The following is a 19,564-nucleotide window of genomic DNA, read 5'->3' as shown; positions in this document are numbered from 1 at the left end:
GCTGTGGAATCGCTGGGGCGCACGCCACCCGCGGCCGTGGGGCCCGCCACGGCGGCGTAGGTTGGGAGGCGTGGACGCGACCGAGACCCCCCTTCCGGACCTGGACGACGTGCTGGCGCGCACCCACGTCGTCGCCCTGCCGCTGCGCGTGCGCTTCCGCGGCGTGACCGTGCGCGAGGCCGCGCTGCTGGACGGCCCCGCGGGCTGGGCCGAGTTCTCGCCGTTCACCGAGTACGGCGACGCCGAGGCGTCGGCCTGGCTGCGTTGCGCGCTCGAGGCCGGCTGGGAGGGCCACCCGGCCCCGGTCCGGGACTCGGTGCCCGTCAACGCGACCGTCCCCGCCGTCGGCCCGGACCGCGTCGCCGACGTCCTGGCCGGGTTCGACGCGGCCCACACCGTCAAGGTCAAGGTCGCCGAGGCGGGCCAGGACCTGTCCGACGACGTCGCCCGGGTCGCCGAGGTGCGGCGGCTGCTGCCGGACGCGGCGCTGCGGGTCGACGCGAACGCCGGCTGGGGGCACGAGGCGGCCCTCGCCGCCCTCGAGGCCCTGGCCGGATTCCGCCTCCAGTACGCGGAGCAGCCCGTGCCCGGCATCGACGGGCTGGGCCGGCTGCGCGCCGAGCTGGCCCGCCGCGGCCTGCCCGTGCCGATTGCCGCCGACGAGTCCGTGCGCAAGGAGGACGACCCGCTCGCCGTCGCCCGCGCCGGGGCCGCCGACCTCATCGTCGTCAAGGCCCCGCCCCTGGGCGGGGTGCGCCGGGCCCTGCGGATCGTCGCGGAGGCGGGGCTCCCCGCCGTCGTCAGCTCCGCGCTGGACACCTCGGTGGGCACGCGGACCGGCGCGGCCCTGGCCGCGGCGCTGCCCCGGCTCGAGCACGCGTGCGGGCTCGGAACCGTGGCCCTGTTCGCCGCGGACGTCGCCGCCGAGCCCTACACCGCGCGCGCGGGCGCCCTGGACCTGCGCACGGTCGCCGCGGACCCCGGCCTGCTCCGCGCCCACGCGGCGCCCGCGGAGCGCGTCCAGTGGTGGCGGTCACGGATCGCCCGCTGCCACCGGCTGCTGGTGGCCCGCGCATAACCCCCGGTTCACCTGCGCGTGGCCGTCCGGTCGCCCTCCGCTGAAACGGTGTGAAGCACCCATGAATCAACCACACGAAGGGACCCGCCACCATGGCCCCGGCTCTCAAGCTGCTCCCGATGTTCGGGCACACCCGCGGCAACCGTTCCGCCGCGACCTGCCACTTCAAGTGCGGCAACGCCTGCGCGAAGGACGTGTGCAACACGTCCACCAACAACTACTTCCGCGACATCGCCGACGCGGCCCTGTCCCGCCGCGCCCTGCTCGGCTTCTCCGGGGCCGCGGCGGCCGCCGTCGTCATCGGGGCCGACCTGGGCCAGGCGCCCGCCGCCGTTGCCGACAACGGCGGGTTCGGCCAGGGCGGCGGCAAGCTGCCGTTCGGGGCCATCAAGCCGGTCCCGCGCACGGTCGACGACGTCACCGTCCCGGAGGGCTACGACTGGGACACGATCATCCGCTGGGGCGACCCGGTCTTCGCCGACGCCCCGGCGTTCGACGCGGAGCGCCAGTCCGCGGCCGCCCAGTCCCGGCAGTTCGGCTACAACTGCGACTACCTCAACATCCTCGCCGACGGTGGCAACGGCCGCACCGGCGTGCTCGTGGCCAACCACGAGTACACGAACGAGGACATGATGTTCGATCCCGAGTGGTTCGAGGCCAACCTCGACGAGGCCCGCCGCACGGCGATCGCCGCCCACGGGTTCTCCGTCGTCGAGGTCAGGCGCGCCAAGGCCGGCGGCAAGTGGGAGTACGTCCAGGCCGGGCAGCGCAACCGCCGCATCACCGGCACGACCGAGTTCGCGGTCGACGGGCCGGCGGCCGGCTCCGACCTGCTGAAGACCACGGCCGACCCGTCCGGACGCCGCGTCCTCGGCACGCTGAACAACTGCGCCGGCGGCACCACCCCGTGGGGCACCGTCGTCTCCGGCGAGGAGAACTTCAACCAGTACTTCCAGGGCCGCGGCACCCCCGAGGAGGCCCGCTACGGCATCGGCACCTCGCCGAGCGGGCGCGGCTGGGAGCACGTCGACCCGCGCTTCAGCGCGCAGAACGCCGGCTACGAGAACGAGGCCAACCGCTTCGGCTGGATCGTCGAGATCGACCCGCAGGACCCGACCTCCACCCCGGTCAAGCACACCGCCCTGGGCCGCTTCAAGCACGAGGGCGCCAACGTCACCCTCTCGGCCGACGGCCGCGCCGTGGCGTACATGGGCGACGACGAGCGCTTCGACTACGTCTACAAGTTCGTCTCCTCCGAGCGCTACCGCGAGGGCGACACCGCCCACAACAAGACGCTGCTCTCCAGCGGCGACCTGTTCGTCGCGCAGTTCACGGGCGACTCCCCGGCCGAGGAGTTCGACGGCTCCGGGCAGCTGCCCTCGGACGGCGCGTTCGACGGCTCCGGCCGGTGGCTGCCGCTGGTCCGGGACGGGCAGTCCCAGGTCGCCGGCATGTCCGTGGCGGAGGTCCTGGTGCACACCCGCCTCGCCGCCGACAAGGCCGGCGCCACGAAGATGGACCGCCCCGAGGACGTCGAGCCGAACCCCGCCACCGGCAAGCTCTACATCGCCCTGACGAACAACTCCAACCGCGGCGTCGGCTCGTACCCCGGCGTCGACGAGGCCAACCCCCGCACCGGCAACCGCGACGGCCACGTCATCGAGCTCACCGAGGCGGTCAACGACGCGGCCGCGACCGCGTTCAACTGGAACATCCTGCTGGTGGCCGGCGACCCGGCCAAGTCCGAGTCCGCCTACTTCGCCGGCTACCCGGCGGAGAAGGTCTCGCCGATCTCCTGCCCCGACAACCTCGCCTTCGACTCCCGGGGCAACCTGTGGATCTCCACCGACGGCGCGCCGGGCAAGATCGGCTACAGCGACGCCCTGCACAAGGTCACGCTCACCGGCGCCGAGCGCGGCCGCGTCGAGCAGTTCCTGGCCGTGCCGGTCGGCGCCGAGACGTGCGGCCCGCTGATCCACGACCGCGACGACTCCGTGTTCGTCGCCGTGCAGCACCCGGGCGAGGGCGGCACGTGGAGCGAGCCGACGTCGTTCTTCCCCGACTACCTCTCGAGCCGCAGCCAGGCCGGGGCGAACCGCTTCTACGGCCCCCGCCCGTCGGTCGTGCAGGTGTTCAGCACCCGCGGCAACAAGGGCGTCGGCCAGGCGCGCGGCTCCCGGTAGCGCAGCGCGTCCCACGGCCCCGTGGCGCCGCCACACCGGATGCACCCGGTGTGGCGGAGGCCACGGGGCCGTTCCGCCTTCCCGCCTAGGATGGAGCCATGACCGAGCCCACACCGCCCCTGACGGCCCTGCACACCGCCCGGACCACGCTGCGCACGCTCGTCGACGGCGGGCTCGAGCACCTCGTCATCAGCCCCGGGTCCCGCAGCGCGCCCCTCGCCTACGCGGCGGCCGAGGCGGAGGCGGCCGGGCGCCTGCGCCTGCACGTGCGCGTCGACGAGCGCGACGCCGGGTTCACCGCCGTCGGCCTGTCCCTGGCCACGGGCCGCCCCGTCGCCGTCGCGACCACGTCCGGCACGGCCGTCGGAGAGCTGCTGCCGGCCGTCATGGAGGCCAACCACGCGGGCGTGCCGCTCGTGGTCCTCTCGGCGGACCGCCCGGCGGAGCTGCGCGGGACCGGCGCCAACCAGACCACGCTGCAGGCGGGGCTGTTCGGCGTGCACGTGCGCCACGCCGTCGACATCCCCGCGGGCCAGGACCCGGAGCCGGACGTGCGCCGGGCGCTGCTGGCCGCGGACGGGATCACCGCCAGCGACGGGGCGCGCGAGGAGGCGCACCACCCGCCGCACGGGCTGCCGGCCCCCTCCGGGGTGACCGTCCACGCGACCCCGCCGGGGCCCGTGCACGTGAACCTCGCCTTCCGGGACCCGCTGGTGCCCGGCCCCTCGGACGGGATCGACGCGGGCGCCGACTGGTGGGCGGCCGGCGACGCCGGCCCCGCGCGGCCGGCCGACGGTCCCGCGCCCGGGGACGACGGCGGGGCCCCCGGCAGCGACACGCGCCCGCTGCCGGAGCTCCCGGCCCGGCGCACGGTCGTCGTCGCCGGACACGACGCCGGCCCCTCCGCGGAGCGCTTCGCCCGCGCGCACGGGCTGCCGCTGCTGGCCGAGCCGAGCTCCAACGCCCGCTTCGGGCCCCACGCGATCGGCCCCTACCGGCTGCTGGTCGGCCCCTTCCGGGACCTGATCGAGCGCGTGGTCGTCTTCGGCCGGCCCACGCTCTCCCGGCCCATCGCCGGGCTCCTGAGCCCGGACGGCCCGCCGTCGGCCCTGTACGCCCCGGAGCCGGCCCCCTGGTTCGAGCCGGGGCGCCGCCACGAGCGCATCATCGAGGAGCCCGAGGACCTGGCCCGCTTCGCCGGGCACGGGGCGCCGGGCTGGCTGGACGCGTGGCGGGCGGCCGGCGATGCGGCCATGGAGGCCATCCGGGACGGCCTCGCGGACCGCAGCGTCTCCGGGCTGCACGTGGCCCGCCGGGTCTGGGAGCACGCGCGCGGCCCGCTCGTGCTCGGGTCCTCCAACCCCATCCGCGACGCCGACCTGGCCGCGGCGCCCGGCGCGGGCGGGCGGCGCGTCTTCGCGAACCGCGGCCTGGCCGGGATCGACGGCACCGTCGCGACCGCGGCCGGCATCGCGCTGGGCCTGGGGGAGCGGACGACCCTGCTGGTCGGGGACCTGACCCTGCTGCACGACGCGGGCGGGCTGCTCCACCCCGACGCCGAGGAGGAGCCCGCGCTCGACATCGTCGTCGCCAACGACGCCGGCGGCGCGATCTTCTCCACGCTCGAGCACGGCGAGGTCGCCGAGCGGGGCCGGTACGGCGGCGCCGTGGAGCGGCTCTTCGGGGCCCCGCACTCCGTCGACCTGCGCGCGCTGGCCGCCGCCCACGGCATCGGCTACGTCCGCGTCGACGACGCGGCGCGCCTCGCGGAGCTGCTGGCCGCCCCGCCCGCCGGGCGCCGCATCATCGACGCCGCGATCGACCGCACCGACGTCCGGGCCGTGCACCGGCGGATTGCGGACGCCGTCGCCGCCGCGGTGGCGCCCCACGTCCCGCAGGCGGTCGCCGCCGAGTAGCCGGCCGACGCAGCGGTGCCCCGGGCCGATCGGATCGGCCCGGGGCACCGCTGCGCAGGGGAGTGGCAGGACCCCGCTACAGGACCTTCGAGAGGAAGGCCTGCGTGCGCTCGTGCTGGGGGTTGGCGAGGATCTCGCGCGGGTCGCCCTCCTCGACGACGACGCCGCCGTCCATGAAGACCAGCCGGTCGCCGACCTCCCGGGCGAAGCCCATCTCGTGGGTGACGACCATCATCGTCATCCCCTCCGCGGCGAGTTGGCGCATGACCTCGAGCACGTCGCCGACCAGCTCGGGGTCCAGGGCGGACGTCGGCTCGTCGAAGAGCATCATGTCCGGATCCATGGACAGCGCCCGCGCGATCGCGACGCGCTGCTGCTGCCCGCCGGAGAGCTGGGTGGGGTGGGCGTCCGCCTTGTGCGACATGCCGACCTTCTCCAGGTTCGCGCGGGCCACGCGCTCGGCCTCCGCCTTGCCGCGCTTCTTGGCCCGGCGCTGGGCCAGGGTCAGGTTCTGCACGACGGACAGGTGCGGGAACAGGTTGAACTGCTGGAACACCATGCCGATCCGGGTGCGGACCTTGTCCAGGTCGGTGTCCGGGTCGGTGATGTCGATGCCCTCCACGAGGATCGTCCCGCGGCTGGGCTCCTCGAGCCGGTTCACGCAGCGCAGCAGCGTGGACTTGCCGGAGCCGGACGGTCCGATCACGCAGACGACCTCGCCCTGGTTGACGTGGAAGTCCACGCCCTTGAGGACCTCGTTGGCGCCGAAGCTCTTGTACAGGTCGCGGACCTCGATCGCGGGCTTCCCGGGGTTCTTCTCGGCCACGCCGCTCACCGTCCCTTCTTGGTGCGGCGCTCCATGTGCGCGACGAGCTGGGTCAGCGGGAGCGTGATGATCAGGTACATGAGCGCGGCGGCGACCAGCGGGGTGGCGTTGGCGAACTCGGAGACGCCGTCGCGGGCGAAGGTGGTCAGTTCGCGGTCCGCGAGCGCCATGCCGGCGATGAACAGCAGCGACGTGTCCTTGATCAGGATCACGAGCTCGTTGGTCAGCGGCGGGGTCACGATGCGGAACGCCTGCGGCAGCACGACCGAGACCATGGTCCAGGTCGGGTTCATGCCCAGGGAGCGCGCGGCCTCGCGCTGGCCGGCCGGGACGGCCTCGATGCCTGCGCGGATGGTCTCCGCCATGTAGGCGGCCGAGACGATGATCAGGGCGATCAGGCCGGCGCCGGCGCTGCCTCCGGGCGGGCGCCAGTTGAACGCGATCGGCACGGCGAACGCGAAGCCGAAGATGACCAGCAGCGCGGGCAGCCCGCGGAAGAGCTCGATGTACGCCGTGGCGACCCAACGGTAGGGCGGGACGGGGGAGAGCTTCATCAGCGCCAGGACCAGGCCCAGGAGCAGGCCGCCCGTGAACGCGATGAGGGTGTAGACGATGGTGTTCTTCGCGGCCGTGACGATGATCTCGGGGAACGCGGCGCCGAAGACCTCGGGGTTGAGGAAGTTGGTTTGGATCGCCTTCCAGTCGGCGGCCAGGACGACGGCGACGACGGCGACGGCGAACACCGCGTAGAGCGTGCCGCGGAAGACGCGGCGACGGGTGGTGGGTTTCACAGGGGGCCTTCCGGCTCGGGGCGGCGCTCCGCCCCGGCCGCTCGGGCCGGGGCGGGCGTCTCGGCAGGGGCTACTTGGTGAAGTACTTGTCGTAGATCTCCTGGTACTTCCCGTTCTCGCGCAGCTCGGCCAGCGCCTCGTTGACGGCCGTCACGAGCTCCTCGGAGCCCTCCTTCTTGGCGGCGAAGCCGTACTGCTCGTCGGTCGGGTACTCCTCGACGATCTTGAACTTGCCGTCCTCGGTGTGGCCGAGGTTCACGGGGAGGTCCTGCAGCAGGGCGTCGACCTGGCCGGCCTGGATCGCCTGGTACATCTCGGCGTCGGACGGGAAGGCGCGCACCTCCGCGCCCTCCGGCGCGTTCTCCTGCGTGTAGGACTCGCCGGTGGTGCCGTCCTGGACGCCGACGGTGGCGCCATCGAGGTCCTCGATCGAGGCGACGTCCGAGTCGGTCGGGACCAGCAGCGACTGCAGCGAGTCGTAGTAGGGGTCCGTGAACGCCAGGTTCTTCTCGCGCTCGGGCGTGATCGTGATGGCGCTGACGCCGAGGTCGCACTGGCCGGCCGCCAGGGTCACGCCGGACTGCAGGCCGTCGAAGCCCACGTCCTGGACGGCCAGCTCCAGGTCCATCGACGTGGCGACCTCCCGGATCAGGTCGATGTCGAAGCCGGTGTACTCGCCACCGCGCTCGAACTCGAACGGCGGGTAGGGGATGTCCGAGCACACGGTCAGCGTGCCCTCCTGGACGAGCTGCAGGCCGGTGTCGTCGCCGGCGGCGCCGGCATCGCCGTCGCCTCCGCCGCAGGCGGTCAGGGTGAGACCGGCAGCGGCCGCGAGGGCCACGGCCTTGCCGAGCGTGGGGATGATCCGCATGTGGATTCCTTCAGGGTGTGGGCAACGGTGCCAGTGGGCGACGCCAGTCTATGCCGTCGCCACCGGAATTGAGATGTGCATCACAGGCTACAGGAGTATCCCGTGGGTAACCAGCGTCCGGGGCGATTCGAGTCTGGCCGACGAGACAGCTTACCCGGAGGTAGCGCTCAGGCGTTGAGGGCCTCGCGCATCGGGCGCAGCTTCGCCTCGGTCTCCGCCAGCTCGGCCTCGGGATCGGAGGCCGCGACGATGCCGCAGCCCGCGTAGAGGCGCACGCGCGTGGGCGACTCGACCATCCCGCCGCGCAGCGCGATGCCGAACTCCCCGTTCCCGGCCGCGTCGACCCAGCCCACCGGGCCCGCGTACGGCCCCCGGTCCAGGCCCTCGAGCTCGCGGATCAGCTCCGCGGCCGCGCCCGTGGGGGTGCCGCAGACCGCGGCCGTGGGGTGGAGGGCCTCCGCCAGGTCCAGGGCCGACGGGCGGGCGCCGTCGGCGTCCACGGCCAGCCGGGCCCGCACGTCGGTCGCCAGGTGCCACACGTTCGGCAATTGCAGCACGAACGGCTCGTCGGGCGCCTCCAGTCCGGTCGCCAGCGGGCCGAGCTGGCGCGTCAGCGAGTCGATCGCCAGCTGGTGCTCGTGGCGCTGCTTCTCGCTGCCGACCAGCAGGCGGCGCGCGTAGTCAGGGTCCCCGGCCGGCGCCCCGACCCGGTCCAGGGTCCCGGCGAGCACGCGCGCGCTGGCCGTGTCGCCCTCGACCTTGACGAGCATCTCCGGCGTCGACCCGATCAGCCCGTCCACCGAGTAGGTCCAGCAGTCGGCGTAGCGGACCGCGAGCTCGCGCAGCACCTGCGCGGTCGCGATCGGGGAGGACAGCTCCGCGACGGCGTCCCGGGCCAGGACGAGCTTCGTCAGCCGGCCCTCCGCGATCGCCGCGACGCCCCGCGCCACGGCGGCGCGGTAGGCGTCCGGAGTCACGCCGCCGGGCACGATCCGGCTGCGCGCCCCGGCCTCCCGCTCGGCGGAGGGCTCCTCGAGCCAGGCGGCCAGCCGGCGCTGGGCGGCCGCCTCGTCGACGTCCGCGTCCGGGTCCGCGGTCGTGTAGGTCAGCCACGTGCCCCCGCCGCGGCGGGCGACCAGGACCTCCGGGACCACCATGCGCGAGGCGTGGGCGCTGGTGCGCGAGAACGCGAAGGACGCGAACGCGACGGGGCCGGTCCCCGGCAGGCCCACGGCGTCGCGGACGACGGCGGCGCGCCCCGCCGCCTCCCACCAGCGCCGTGCCGCGGCGAACCGGTCCGGGCCCGACGACGCGAAGCGGGCGGCCTCGCCGAACGCCACCATGCCGTCGCCCCGCCGGCCCCACACGAGGGCCTCGTCGCGGACCAGGTACTCCAGCAGGCCGAACTCCGGCAGCGCGGGCCCCGGCACGGTCACGGAGCGCAGGGTCGGGACGCCGGGTCCGGCGGGCGCGGCCGCCGGGGCGGTGGGCAGGGCCGTGCCCGGGACTTCGAAGCTCATGGTCCCCCTAGGGTACCCGTGCGCCGCGGCCGCCCCGGCCCGCCGGAGGGGCGCGCGCGGGGCCGTGGAGCCGCGCGGGCGGGGCGCGCCGGCGGCCCGGACGGGCGCCGCGTTACGCCCCCGCCGCCGGGTTTGCGACAATGGCCGGGTGAGCCGTGCATCGCTGCAGAAGCGCCCCGAAGAAGTCCAGGCCATGTTCGACGACGTGGCGCCCCGCTACGACCTCGTCAACGACATCCTCTCGCTGGGCCAGACCCGCCGGTGGCGCCGCATCGTCGTGGACGCCGTGGGGGCCGTCCCGGGCCAGCGGGTCCTCGACCTGGCCGCCGGGACGGGAACGTCGGCCGAGCCCTACGCGGACCGGGGCGTCCAGGTCGTCGCCTGCGACTTCTCCCTGGGCATGCTGCAGGTGGGCAAGCGCCGCCGCCCCGACATGGACTTCGTCGCCGGGGACGCCATGAACCTGCCGTTCGCGGACGACAGCTTCGACGCGGCGACCATCAGCTTCGGCCTGCGCAACGTCGAGGACCCGCGCCGGGCGCTGCGGGAGATGCTGCGGGTGGTCAAGCCCGGCGGGCGCCTGGTCGTCGCCGAGTTCTCCCACCCGGTCTTCGCGCCCTGGCGCACCGTCTACACCGAGTACCTGATGCGCGCGCTGCCGGCCATCGCGCGCAAGGCCGCCTCCAACCCGGAGGCGTACGTCTACCTGGCCGAGTCCATCCGCGCGTGGCCGAACCAGGACGGCCTCGCCGCCTGGATCGCCGGCGCGGGCTGGGCCGACTGCCGGTACCGCAACCTCACCGGCGGCATCGTGGCCGTCCACCGCGCCGTGAAGCCCGCCGCGGCCCCCGACGGCGGGGGACGGTAGCGCCCGTGTCCGTGCTGATCATCGGCGCCGGCCCCGCGGGGTCGACGGCCGCGTACCACCTGGCCCGGGCGGGCATCGAGACCACCGTCCTGGAGAAGACGTCCTTCCCGCGGGAGAAGGTGTGCGGCGACGGGCTGACCCCGCGCGCCGTGCGCGAGCTGCAGCTGCTGGGCCTGCCGCACGACGAGGCGGACGGCTGGCGCCGCAACCGGGGACTGCGCCTCGTGGCCGGCGGCCGGGCCCTCGAGGTGGCCTGGCCCGACCTGTCCGACTTCCCCGACTACGGCCTGGTCCGCACCCGGCTGGGCTTCGACGAGGCCCTGGCCCGCCACGCCCAGTCCGCCGGCGCCCGGATCCTGGAGCGCCACGCCGTCACCGCGGCAGTCCGCGACGCGTCCGGCCGCGTCACCGGCGTGCGGGCCAACGTCCTGGACGAGCGCGGCCGGCGCACCGGCGAGGAGCGCGAATTCGCCGCGGACCTGGTCCTGGCGGCGGACGGGAACTCCACGCGCACCGCCGTCAGCCTCGGCTACGAGAAGCGCGACGACCGCCCGCTCGGCGTCGCCTACCGCACCTACTTCGACAGCCCGCGCCACGAGATGGACTGGATGGAGGGCTGGCTCGAGCTGCCCGACGCGTCCGGGCGGCCCCTGCCGGGCTACGGCTGGGTGTTCGGCGTCGGCGACGGGACCTGCAACGTGGGCCTCGGGATCCTGAACTCGTCGAAGCAGTTCGGCCGGATCGACTACCGGCAGGTCCTGCGCGACTGGACCTCCGGGCTCCCCGCCGAGTGGGGGTTCACCGAGCAGAACCAGCGCGGCCCGGTCCGTGGCGCGGCCCTGCCCATGGGCTTCAACCGCACGCCCCACTACTCGCCGGGCCTGCTGCTGCTCGGCGACGCCGGCGGCATGGTCTCGCCCTTCAACGGGGAGGGCATCAGCTACGCCATGGAGTCGGCGCGCCTGGCCGCGGAGCTCGTGGCCGACGGCGGGGCCCGGCTGGCCGGGGCGTCCACGGCGGCCCGGGACGCCCACTACGCCCGGTACGCGCAGATCGTCCGCGAGAGCTGGGGCAGCCACTTCACGCTGGGCCGGGCGTTCGCCCGGCTCATCGGGGACCCGCGCATCATGCGCCTCGCGCTGCGCACCGGCATGTCCGTCCCGCCGCTGATGCGCATCGTCGTCCGCCTCCTGGCGAACCTGTCCGACCGCGACGGGCGGGCCTTTGAGGATAGAGTGATCCATGTCCTCGAGGGGCTCGCGCCCCCGACCAACAACCAGCGGCCGCCGCGCACCCCCGCCGGCCCGGCCCAGGACCACCAGAGATAAGCGCCACCGTGACTGAATCCCAGAGCAACTGGACCGCGGCCGGACACGGCCTGCCCGAGTCCTACGACGCCAACCCGGCCACCGCCGCCCTCGCCGCGGGCATCGCGCTTCCGGCCGGCTTCCGGGCCGTCGCCGAGGACCCGGAGTTCGGGCCCGCGATCAGTACGGCCATGGCCAAGGTGGAGAAGCTGCTGCGCGACGCGGTGGCCAACTCCGACCCGCTGATCGACGCGACCAGCCGCCACCTCGTCGAGGCCGGGGGCAAGCGCGTGCGCCCGCTGCTGGTGATCCTCGCGTCCCTTCTCGGCACGGGCGTCAACGACGACGTCGTCCAGGCCGCCGCGGTGTGCGAGATGACCCACCTGGCGACCCTGTACCACGACGACGTCATGGATTCGGCCCCCTACCGGCGCGGCGCCCCCACGGCGCACGAGGTGTGGGGCAACTCGGTGGCCATCCTCACCGGCGACCTGATCTTCGCGCGCGCGTCCGTCCTCGGCGCGGAGCTCGGGGCCGAGGCGGTGAACCTCCAGGCGCGCACGTTCGAGCGGCTGTGCCTGGGCCAGCTGCACGAGACGGTCGGCCCGCGCGAGGACCAGGACCCCGTCGAGCACTACCTGCAGGTCATCGCGGACAAGACCGCGTCCCTGCTCTCGACCTCCGGCGTCTTCGGCGCGCTCTTCGGCGGCGGCGGCCAGTGGGCCGAGACCATGCGCGACTACGGCGAGAAGGTCGGGACGGCGTTCCAGCTGGCCGACGACGTCATCGACGTCACCGGCGCGCAGGTCCGCTCCGGCAAGACCCCGGGCACGGACCTGCGCGAGGGCGTGCCCACGCTGCCCGTGCTCCTCCTGCGCCAGGCGGCGGCCGACGGCGACGCCTCCGCCGCGGACGCGCTCGCCAAGGTCGACGGGGACCTCAGCGGCGACGCGGAGCTGGCGGACGCGGTGGCCGCCGTCGCGGCCCACCCCGCGACCGAGCGCGCGTGGGCCGTGGCCCGCGAGTGGGCCGACGCCGCCCGCGACGCGCTCGCGCCGCTGCCCGAGGGGCCCGTCAAGGAGTCCCTCGCGGCGTTCGCGGACGCCGTCGTCACCCGCGAGATGTAGGCGCCGGCGGACGGCCGGTCCGCGGGTGCGGGGCGCGGCGGCCCCGGCTCAGCCGGCGCCGAAGGCGGCCCGCAGCTCGGCCGCCTTGCGGGCCCGCTCCTCGACCGCGACCCGGTGGCGCACCTGCCCGTAGAGCATGTCCCCGTGGTAGCGCGGGAACACGTGCTGGTGGTAGTGCCACACGTGCTGGTTCCCGGCCGGCTCGTTGTGCTGGCGCGTGCTGGTGCCCTCCGGGTTCCAGGCCGCCTTCATCGCCAGCGCGGTGCGCCGGGTCGCCAGCATCACGGCCCCCGCCGTCGCGTCGTCCAGGTCGTAGAGCGCCTCGTGGTGGGCCTCCGGGATGACCATGGCATGCCCGCCGTAGGGGCCGAACCCGTCGCACGCCATGATCACGGCCACCCTCCCGTCGCGCCACACCAGGTCCGTGGGCGCGCACAGGTTGCCGGGGGAGAAGGGCCCGCCGGCGAGCAGCTCGCAGAAGGGGCAGGCGTAGCCGTCGGGCGCGTGGCTGCGCCAGGACGCCGCGCCCACCCGGCTAGTCCTCCAGCTCCGGCTCGAGCTCCTCGAAGACCCACGCGAACATGTCCAGGACGTACTCGCTGAACGTCCCGTCCTCGCTCTTCCACGTGCCGCGGGCGTTGTTCCGGCGGTGCACGATCGGGTCCGCGACGTCGAGCTGGTCCGCCCGCACGCCCCACACGTAGCGCTCGTCCTCGTCCTCCATGAACAGCAGGTAGCCGTCCTCGACCTCGAGCTCGTCCGGGTCGAAGAAGAAGTAGTAGGCCTCCATGAGGTCGTCGCACCCGCCGAGCGCGCGGTAGAACTCGCGCATCGACTGCGGCAGCTCCTCGACGCCGGCGTCGTCCAGGGCCCCCGCGAGCTCCGTCGCGGCCAGCCCGTCCTCCGGGACCCACGCGTCGTCGAGGTACTGGGGGACCAGCGAGCGGAACTTGTCCAGGAAGATGTCAGCCATGGTTCCGATCCTATCCGTCCCCGGTGCCCCGCCCCACGTCGCGGGCGGCCAGCGCGAGCCACAGCTGGACCCGGTCCGCTGTGGTCGTCGGGTCGAACCCGGACAGCTGCGCGATCTGGCCCAGCCGGTAGCGGACGGTGTTGCGGTGCAGGCCGAGGTCCTCGGCCACGGCCCCCACGCTGCCGTCGAGCTCCAGGTAGCGGCGCAGCGTCTCCAGCAGGCCCCCGCCGTGCGCGGCGTCGAAGTCCGTCAGCGGGTCCAGCGCCTCCGCGGCGAGGTCCCCGATCGGCACGTCCCGGGCCGTGAGCAGCAGGGACGTCAGGGACAGCCGGGAGGGGTGGTTGACGTCCTGCCCGTGCCGCAGGGCCTCGACCGCCTCGAAGTAGCTCCAGCGCAGCCCGGTCGCCTCCGCGTAGCCGCCGCCGTAGGACACGCGGGCCGGCACGCCGGCCCCGGCGAGGTAGCCGGCCAGTCCGGCCGCGGCCTCGCGTCCGTCGGCGGTGGGCAGGACGACGGCGAGGCGCCGGTCCACGAGCGCCGCCGTCGCATCCTCCAGCCCCGGCGGCAGGGGGAGGGTCGCCAGCGTGCGCTGGGCGGTCCCGTCCGCGTCCGCGACGAGGACCGCGTGCCGCGCGGCGGCGGCGATGCCGACGGACTGCAGGCGCAGGACCGCGTCCTGGCCCGCCACCCTGCCGCGGGCGAGGTCGCCGAGGACCTGCCCCGCCGTCGTCCGCCGCGACTCCCGCAGCCGCGCCTGCGCGGCGAGCTCGACGCCGATCAGCGACTGCGCGTAGCCGACGATCGCGTCGTCCGCCGGGGGGCCGGCCACGTGCAGCGTGCACGCGTCCTTCAGCCCGGTGGCCACCGGGACCCGGTGCCACTCGCCGCCGTCGGTGCGCCCGTGCAGGAACGCGCCGTACTGCTCGAGCGCCACGCGCGTGCCCAGCCGGGCGGCCAGCTCCTCGAGCAGCCGCTGCAGGCCGCCGCCGGAGAGCAGGGCCGACGCCAGCCGCTGGTGGCCGCGCAGCAGCCGTTCGAGCCGGTCCACGTGGTCGCGGTTGATCGACTCGGACACCATGCGAGTGATGGCGACGAACGGCGTCGCGTAGGGGACCTCGAAGACGGGGAGGCCGACCTCGGTGGCGCGCCGCACCGTGGCCGCCGGGACGCGGGCGTGGGTCAGGCCCGTGGCGTAGCCCAGGGCGACGACGCCGGCGGCCCGGGCCCGGTCCACGAAGGAGGTCTGCGCGGCCACGGTCTTCTGGCGCACGCCGGTGGTCAGCAGGATCTCGCCGCCGGAGAGGAAGGGCGAGGGGTCGGCCAGCTCGGTCACGGCCGCCCACGCAATGGGCTGGTCGGCGTCCGGCCCCGGGTCGGTGACGGGGCGCAGGTCGAGGGAGCCGGCGGCAAGCAGCCCGGCGAGCGTCATGGCCATGCACCGATTCTAGTTGTGCATTGGACCGAATCACCGCGCGTGGCACTGGTCGGATGCCCTGCCCCGGAGGACGGGGTGCGCCGTGCCCGGAGTGGTTCGTTGTGGCCAATGTGGCACGGGTCTACCGTATGGCCATGACCACTCACACACCGGGAGGGACGGCGCCGGCCCCGGCGGCCCGCGAGACGTTCTCCTCGCGCAAGCTGTTCATCCTCTCCGCAGTCGGCTCCGCCGTCGGGCTCGGGAACATCTGGCGGTTCCCGTACGTCGCCTACGACAACGGCGGCGGGGCCTTCCTCATCCCCTACCTTGCGGCCCTGCTGACCGCGGGCATCCCGCTCCTGTTCCTCGACTACTCGATCGGCCACAAGTTCCGCGGCTCCGCGCCGCTGGCCTACCGGCGCCTCCACCGGGGCGCCGAGTTCCTGGGCTGGTGGCAGGTGCTCGTCTGCTTCATCATCGCCATCTACTACGCCGTCATCATCGCGTGGGCCGCCATGTACGCCGGGTTCTCCGTCACGGAGGCCTGGGGCGACAGCCCCGGGGACTTCCTGACGGGCGAGTTCCTGCAGGTCGCCGCGGCCCCCGGCATCGAGCTCGACTACGTGCCGGCCGTCTTCTGGCCGCTGCTGGTCGTCTGGCTCGTGGTCATCGGCATCATGGTCGGTGGCATCCGCAAGGGCATCTCCGCGGCCAACTCGATCTTCATGCCGCTGCTGACCGTCATGTTCCTCCTGCTCGTCGTCAGCGCCCTGTTCCTGCCCGGCGCCGTCGAGGGCCTGAACAACTTCTTCACCCCGGACTGGGCGGCCCTGGCCGACCCGACCGTGTGGGCCGCCGCCTACGGCCACATCTTCTTCTCGCTGTCCGTGGCCTTCGGCATCATGATCACCTACTCGTCGTACCTCAAGCGCAAGACGGACCTGACCGGTTCCGGAATGGTCGTGGGCTTCGCGAACTCCGGCTTCGAGCTGCTGGCCGGCATCGGCGTCTTCGCGGCGCTCGGCTTCATGGCGCAGGCGGCCGGCCAGAGCGTCGGCGACGTCGCGACCGCGGGCGTCGGCCTGGCGTTCGTGGCCTTCCCGACGATCGTCTCCCAGGCCCCGTTCGGCGCGGTGCTGGGGCTGCTCTTCTTCGGTTCGCTCGTGTTCGCGGGGCTCACGTCGCTGATCTCCATCCTCGAGGTCATCGTCGCGGCCGTGCAGGACAAGCTGGGCTGGGCCCGCGTGCCCGCCTCGCTGGTCGTCACGGTCCCCGTCGCGCTGATCTCGATCGTGCTGTTCCCGACCGTCACCGGGCTGTACCTGCTGGACACGTTCGACGCGTTCGTCAACAGCTTCGGCATCCTCGCCGGCGCGCTGGTCGCGGTCATCGTCGTCGCCTGGATCTTCCGCAAGCTGCCGACGCTCTCGGGCCACCTGAACAGGGTCTCGTCCGTGAAGATGCGCGGCACGTGGATGGCGCTCGTCGCCGTCGTCGTCCCGCTGGCGCTGGCCTACATGCTCTACAACGAGTTCGCCACGAAGATCGCGGAGCCCTACGAGGGCTACCCGCTGGACTTCCTGGCCGTGTACGGGTGGGGCATGGCCGGGGCCCTGGTCGTCGTGGCGGTCCTGCTCACGCTCATCCCCTGGGGCCCGAGGTCCCGGGCCCACGATCCCGAGTACGACGCGATCCGCGACCGGGAAGAGAAGGAGGCCTCCCGATGACACCGCTTGCCATCACGTTCCTGGTCATCGCCATCGTCACCATCTGGGGCGGGTTCGTCCTGGCCCTGGTGAACCTGGCGCGCCATCCCGAGGACGAGGAGGCCATGCCCGACGAGCTCCGCACGGAGCTCTAGGCCGCAGGCCAACACACCGCGCCGGCCGCCGCGCCCGGTGCCCGACAGGGGCCGCCTCCCACCCGTGGGGGGCGGCCCCTCGCGCGTGCGGCCCCTCGCGCGTGCGGCGCCGGGCTCCATGCGGGCGCCGGCCCCGGGCCCCCGCGCACGGGCCGGCGTCACACGGGCGCCCGCACCGGGGCGGGGACGTGAATTCCTGGGGACGGCGAGGCGGCCGCGAGGGAACCGGCGGCCGCGCGGCGGCCCTCCCGACGGAGGGGCTGTGCACCTGCACTGCGTTTTCCGGGATCCCCTGTCGCCTTGGCCGTGGCACCGGTTGGCGCCGTCCGCGTAGTCTCGATAGCGAGACGGGGATCACGCCCCGCCGGGGCGCTCCGCGCCCGCAGTCCAGACCGACCGCCCCACCAAGGAGCCACCGCCCGTGGAGACCACCACCAGCCACCGCCTGGAGCAGAAGCGCAACATCGTCGGCCCGTTCCCCGGCCCCAAGTCGAGGGCCCTGGCCGAGCGCCGCGACCGGGCCGTCGCCGCCGGCGTCGCCTCCGTCGCCCCGGTGTACGCCGCCGACGCGGACGGCGGCATCATCCTGGACGTCGACGGCAACAGCCTCGTCGACATGGGCTCCGGCATCGCCGTGACCACCGTCGGCGCCTCGCACCCGAAGGTCGCCGCCGCCGTCGCCGAGCAGGCCGGGCGCTTCACCCACACGTGCTTCATGGTCACGCCGTACGAGGGCTACGTCGAGCTCGCCGAGCAGCTCGCCGAGCTCACCCCGGGCACCCACGCGAAGAAGGCCGTGTTCTTCAACTCCGGCTCCGAGGCCGTGGAGAACGCCATCAAGGTCGCGCGCCTCGCCACGGGCCGCCAGGCCGTCGTCGCCTTCGACCACGCCTACCACGGCCGCACCAACCTCACGATGGGCCTCACCGCGAAGTCCGCCCCCTACAAGCGCGGCTTCGGCCCGCTGGCGCCGGAGATCTACCGGGTGCCGATGAGCTACCCCTTCCGCGAGGAGAACCCCTCGATCACGGGCAAGGAGGCCGCCGAGCGCGCCATCCTGGCCATGGAGAAGCAGATCGGCGGCGACCAGATCGCGGCCATCATCATCGAGCCCATCCAGGGCGAGGGCGGCTTCATCGTCCCGGCCGAGGGCTTCCTGCCCCGGGTCGCCGAGTGGGCCAAGGAGCAGGGCATCGTCTTCGTCGCCGACGAGGTCCAGTCCGGCTTCTGCCGCACCGGCGCGTGGTTCGCGTCCGAGCACGACGGCGTCGTCCCCGACATCGTCACCCTCGCCAAGGGCATCGCCGGCGGCATGCCGCTCTCCGGCATCGTGGGCCGCGCCGAGCTGCTCGACGCCGTCCACCCGGGCGGCCTCGGCGGTACCTACGGCGGCAACCCGGTCGCCGTCGCCGGTGCCCTGGCGGCCATCCAGGCCATGCGCGACGAGGACCTCAACGGACGGGCCCGGGCCATCGAGTCGGCCTTCTACGGCCGGCTGCGCCCGCTCGCCGGCGAGTTTGCGTCCATCGGCGACCTGCGCGGCCGCGGCGCCATGCTCGCCATCGAGTTCGTGAAGCCCGGCGGCAAGGAGCCGGACGCGGACCTGGCCAAGGCGATCGCGGCGGACTGCCTCGCCGAGGGCGTCCTCATCCTGACCTGCGGCACCTACGGCAACGTCATCCGCCTGCTGCCGCCGCTGGTCATCGGAGACGAGCTGCTCGCCGACGCGCTCGACGTCCTCGAGGCGGCGATCCGCAAGAACGCCTAGCGCGCCACGCACCACGCGGGCCGCGGTGCGCCCGAGCCGGTGACGCGCCGGCGACGGGGGGGCGTCAGGCGCGGACGACGGCGGGGTTGGAGCGCTGCCGCCGCCACATGTCCACGGCCAGCAGGACCACCGCGACCCAGACGAGGACGAAGCCGGCCAGCCGCTCCGGCGGCATCGGCTCGCCGAAGACGGTCAGCGCCAGGATGAACTGCAGTGTCGGCGTGATGAACTGCAGCGTGCCCACGGTGCTCAGCGGCAGGCGGCGGGCGGCGGAGCCGAACAGCAGCAGCGGCACGGCCGTGACCGCCCCGCTGGCCACGAGCAGCCACGTGTGCAGCGGCCCCACGGCCAGGAACGTCCCCTCGCCGCGGAGGCCGAGCCAGACGAGGTAGGCGACCGCGGGCAGCACCACCAGCGCGGTCTCCACGGTCAGGCTGGCCGCGGCCCCGACGCTGCGGCCCACCCGGTTCTTCACGAACCCGTAGAGACCGAACGAGCACGCCAGCGCCAGGGCGATCCACGGCACCGAACCGTACGCGAACGCGAGCACGAGGACGGCCGCCAGCCCGAAGCCCAGGGCCGTCCACTGCAGCCGGCTCAGGCGCTCCTTGAGGAGGAGGACGCCGAGCCCGGCGGAGACGAGCGGGTTGATGAAGTAGCCGAGGGCCGCCTCCACTGCGTGCCCGGTCAGCACGGCCAGCGCGTACACCACCCAGTTGACGGAGATGAAGACCGCGGCCAGCGCCAGGGTGCCCAGCGCGCGCGGGGTGGCCGCGGCGGTCCGCACATTCCGCCAGCCGCGCGTGGCCGTGAGCAGGACGGCCAGGAACAGCAGGCTCCACGTGATCCGGTGCGCGACGATCTCGGTCGGCGCGGCCGCCGACACGGACAGGAAGTACAGCGGGAACAGGCCCCAGAGGCCGTACGCCCCGAGCCCCTGCAGCAGGCCCGTCCGGTCCAGGGACGGCGCGGCCGCGGGGGAGTGGGCACGGCGGGCCGCCGCGGGCTGGGAGGGGCTCATGTCCGCACCAACCGCCGGCGGCCCGGTCCTATTCCGC

17 protein-coding genes are annotated in these 19,564 nt (G+C 74.2%); 9 read left to right on the top strand and 8 right to left on the bottom strand.

What is annotated here, in order from left to right:
• The first annotated feature begins 70 nt into the window (after positions 1-70).
• From AC1Q5D_RS07065 to menD, 3 genes are all read left to right on the top strand, one after another.
• Positions 71-1,078 carry an o-succinylbenzoate synthase gene (locus tag AC1Q5D_RS07065; RefSeq protein WP_481737871.1) on the top strand — a complete coding sequence of 336 codons (1,008 nt, stop codon included), beginning with the start codon at positions 71-73 and terminating at the stop codon, positions 1,076-1,078.
• A gap of 92 nt (positions 1,079-1,170) precedes the next feature.
• The gene (locus tag AC1Q5D_RS07060) at positions 1,171-3,261 is read left to right on the top strand and encodes a PhoX family protein (protein ID WP_481737870.1); all 2,091 of its coding nucleotides are present in this window, start codon (positions 1,171-1,173) and stop codon (positions 3,259-3,261) included.
• Positions 3,262-3,359: 98 nt separating this feature from the next.
• Positions 3,360-5,177, top strand: a complete 1,818-nt coding sequence (menD, locus tag AC1Q5D_RS07055) for a 2-succinyl-5-enolpyruvyl-6-hydroxy-3-cyclohexene-1-carboxylic-acid synthase (RefSeq protein ID WP_481737869.1) — start codon at positions 3,360-3,362, stop codon at positions 5,175-5,177.
• Between the two features lie 76 nt (positions 5,178-5,253).
• Here the strand turns inward: menD and AC1Q5D_RS07050 are convergent, their stop codons facing one another.
• The 4 genes from AC1Q5D_RS07050 to AC1Q5D_RS07035 all read right to left on the bottom strand — a co-directional run bounded on the left by AC1Q5D_RS07050 (position 5,254) and on the right by AC1Q5D_RS07035 (position 9,185).
• Positions 5,254-6,012 (bottom strand): amino acid ABC transporter ATP-binding protein, encoded by a 759-nt coding sequence (locus AC1Q5D_RS07050; RefSeq protein ID WP_481737868.1) that lies wholly within the window; start codon positions 6,010-6,012, stop codon positions 5,254-5,256.
• Positions 6,009-6,794 (bottom strand): amino acid ABC transporter permease, encoded by a 786-nt coding sequence (locus AC1Q5D_RS07045; RefSeq protein ID WP_481737867.1) that lies wholly within the window; start codon positions 6,792-6,794, stop codon positions 6,009-6,011. The genes AC1Q5D_RS07050 and AC1Q5D_RS07045 overlap by 4 nt, the downstream gene beginning before the upstream one ends.
• 70 nt (positions 6,795-6,864) lie before the next feature.
• Entirely contained in the window at positions 6,865-7,665 is an 801-nt protein-coding gene (locus AC1Q5D_RS07040) for a basic amino acid ABC transporter substrate-binding protein (protein WP_481737866.1), read from the bottom strand.
• Between the two features lie 167 nt (positions 7,666-7,832).
• Positions 7,833-9,185 (bottom strand): isochorismate synthase, encoded by a 1,353-nt coding sequence (locus tag AC1Q5D_RS07035; RefSeq protein WP_481737865.1) that lies wholly within the window; start codon positions 9,183-9,185, stop codon positions 7,833-7,835.
• 148 nt (positions 9,186-9,333) lie between these two features.
• On the opposite strand from AC1Q5D_RS07035, the gene AC1Q5D_RS07030 reads away from it, so the two are divergent.
• The 3 genes from AC1Q5D_RS07030 to AC1Q5D_RS07020 are packed head-to-tail and all read left to right on the top strand — an operon-like array spanning position 9,334 to position 12,487.
• Entirely contained in the window at positions 9,334-10,053 is a 720-nt protein-coding gene (locus tag AC1Q5D_RS07030) for a demethylmenaquinone methyltransferase (protein WP_481737864.1), read from the top strand.
• Between the two features lie 5 nt (positions 10,054-10,058).
• Entirely contained in the window at positions 10,059-11,381 is a 1,323-nt protein-coding gene (locus tag AC1Q5D_RS07025) for a geranylgeranyl reductase family protein (RefSeq protein ID WP_481737863.1), read from the top strand.
• A gap of 8 nt (positions 11,382-11,389) precedes the next feature.
• Entirely contained in the window at positions 11,390-12,487 is a 1,098-nt protein-coding gene (locus tag AC1Q5D_RS07020; RefSeq protein WP_481737862.1) for a polyprenyl synthetase family protein, read from the top strand.
• A gap of 48 nt (positions 12,488-12,535) precedes the next feature.
• Here the strand turns inward: AC1Q5D_RS07020 and AC1Q5D_RS07015 are convergent, their stop codons facing one another.
• The 3 genes from AC1Q5D_RS07015 to AC1Q5D_RS07005 are packed head-to-tail and all read right to left on the bottom strand — an operon-like array spanning position 12,536 to position 14,895.
• Positions 12,536-13,018 carry an HIT family protein gene (locus tag AC1Q5D_RS07015; RefSeq protein WP_481737861.1) on the bottom strand — a complete coding sequence of 161 codons (483 nt, stop codon included), beginning with the start codon at positions 13,016-13,018 and terminating at the stop codon, positions 12,536-12,538.
• 4 nt (positions 13,019-13,022) lie between these two features.
• The gene (locus AC1Q5D_RS07010) at positions 13,023-13,460 is read right to left on the bottom strand and encodes a hypothetical protein (protein WP_481737860.1); all 438 of its coding nucleotides are present in this window, start codon (positions 13,458-13,460) and stop codon (positions 13,023-13,025) included.
• A 10-nt stretch (positions 13,461-13,470) separates the two neighbouring features.
• Positions 13,471-14,895 (bottom strand): PucR family transcriptional regulator, encoded by a 1,425-nt coding sequence (locus AC1Q5D_RS07005; RefSeq protein ID WP_481737859.1) that lies wholly within the window; start codon positions 14,893-14,895, stop codon positions 13,471-13,473.
• 134 nt (positions 14,896-15,029) lie between these two features.
• Here AC1Q5D_RS07005 and AC1Q5D_RS07000 point away from each other — a divergent pair, with 134 nt between their 5' ends.
• The 3 genes from AC1Q5D_RS07000 to gabT all read left to right on the top strand — a co-directional run bounded on the left by AC1Q5D_RS07000 (position 15,030) and on the right by gabT (position 18,506).
• Positions 15,030-16,604 carry a sodium-dependent transporter gene (locus AC1Q5D_RS07000; RefSeq protein WP_481737858.1) on the top strand — a complete coding sequence of 525 codons (1,575 nt, stop codon included), beginning with the start codon at positions 15,030-15,032 and terminating at the stop codon, positions 16,602-16,604.
• Entirely contained in the window at positions 16,601-16,738 is a 138-nt protein-coding gene (locus tag AC1Q5D_RS06995) for a methionine/alanine import family NSS transporter small subunit (RefSeq protein ID WP_481737857.1), read from the top strand. The genes AC1Q5D_RS07000 and AC1Q5D_RS06995 overlap by 4 nt, the downstream gene beginning before the upstream one ends.
• 421 nt (positions 16,739-17,159) lie before the next feature.
• On the top strand, positions 17,160-18,506 hold the full coding sequence (gene gabT, locus AC1Q5D_RS06990; protein ID WP_481737856.1) for a 4-aminobutyrate--2-oxoglutarate transaminase: 1,347 nt from the start codon (positions 17,160-17,162) through the stop codon (positions 18,504-18,506).
• A gap of 64 nt (positions 18,507-18,570) precedes the next feature.
• Here the strand turns inward: gabT and rarD are convergent, their stop codons facing one another.
• Positions 18,571-19,527 (bottom strand): EamA family transporter RarD, encoded by a 957-nt coding sequence (rarD, locus tag AC1Q5D_RS06985; protein ID WP_481737855.1) that lies wholly within the window; start codon positions 19,525-19,527, stop codon positions 18,571-18,573.
• Positions 19,528-19,564: the final 37 nt, after the last annotated feature.

This window comes from Arthrobacter paludis (assembly GCF_056782315.1).
The sequence above is the reverse complement of the archived record's forward strand: the minus strand, read 5'-3'. Positions and strand labels throughout refer to the sequence as shown.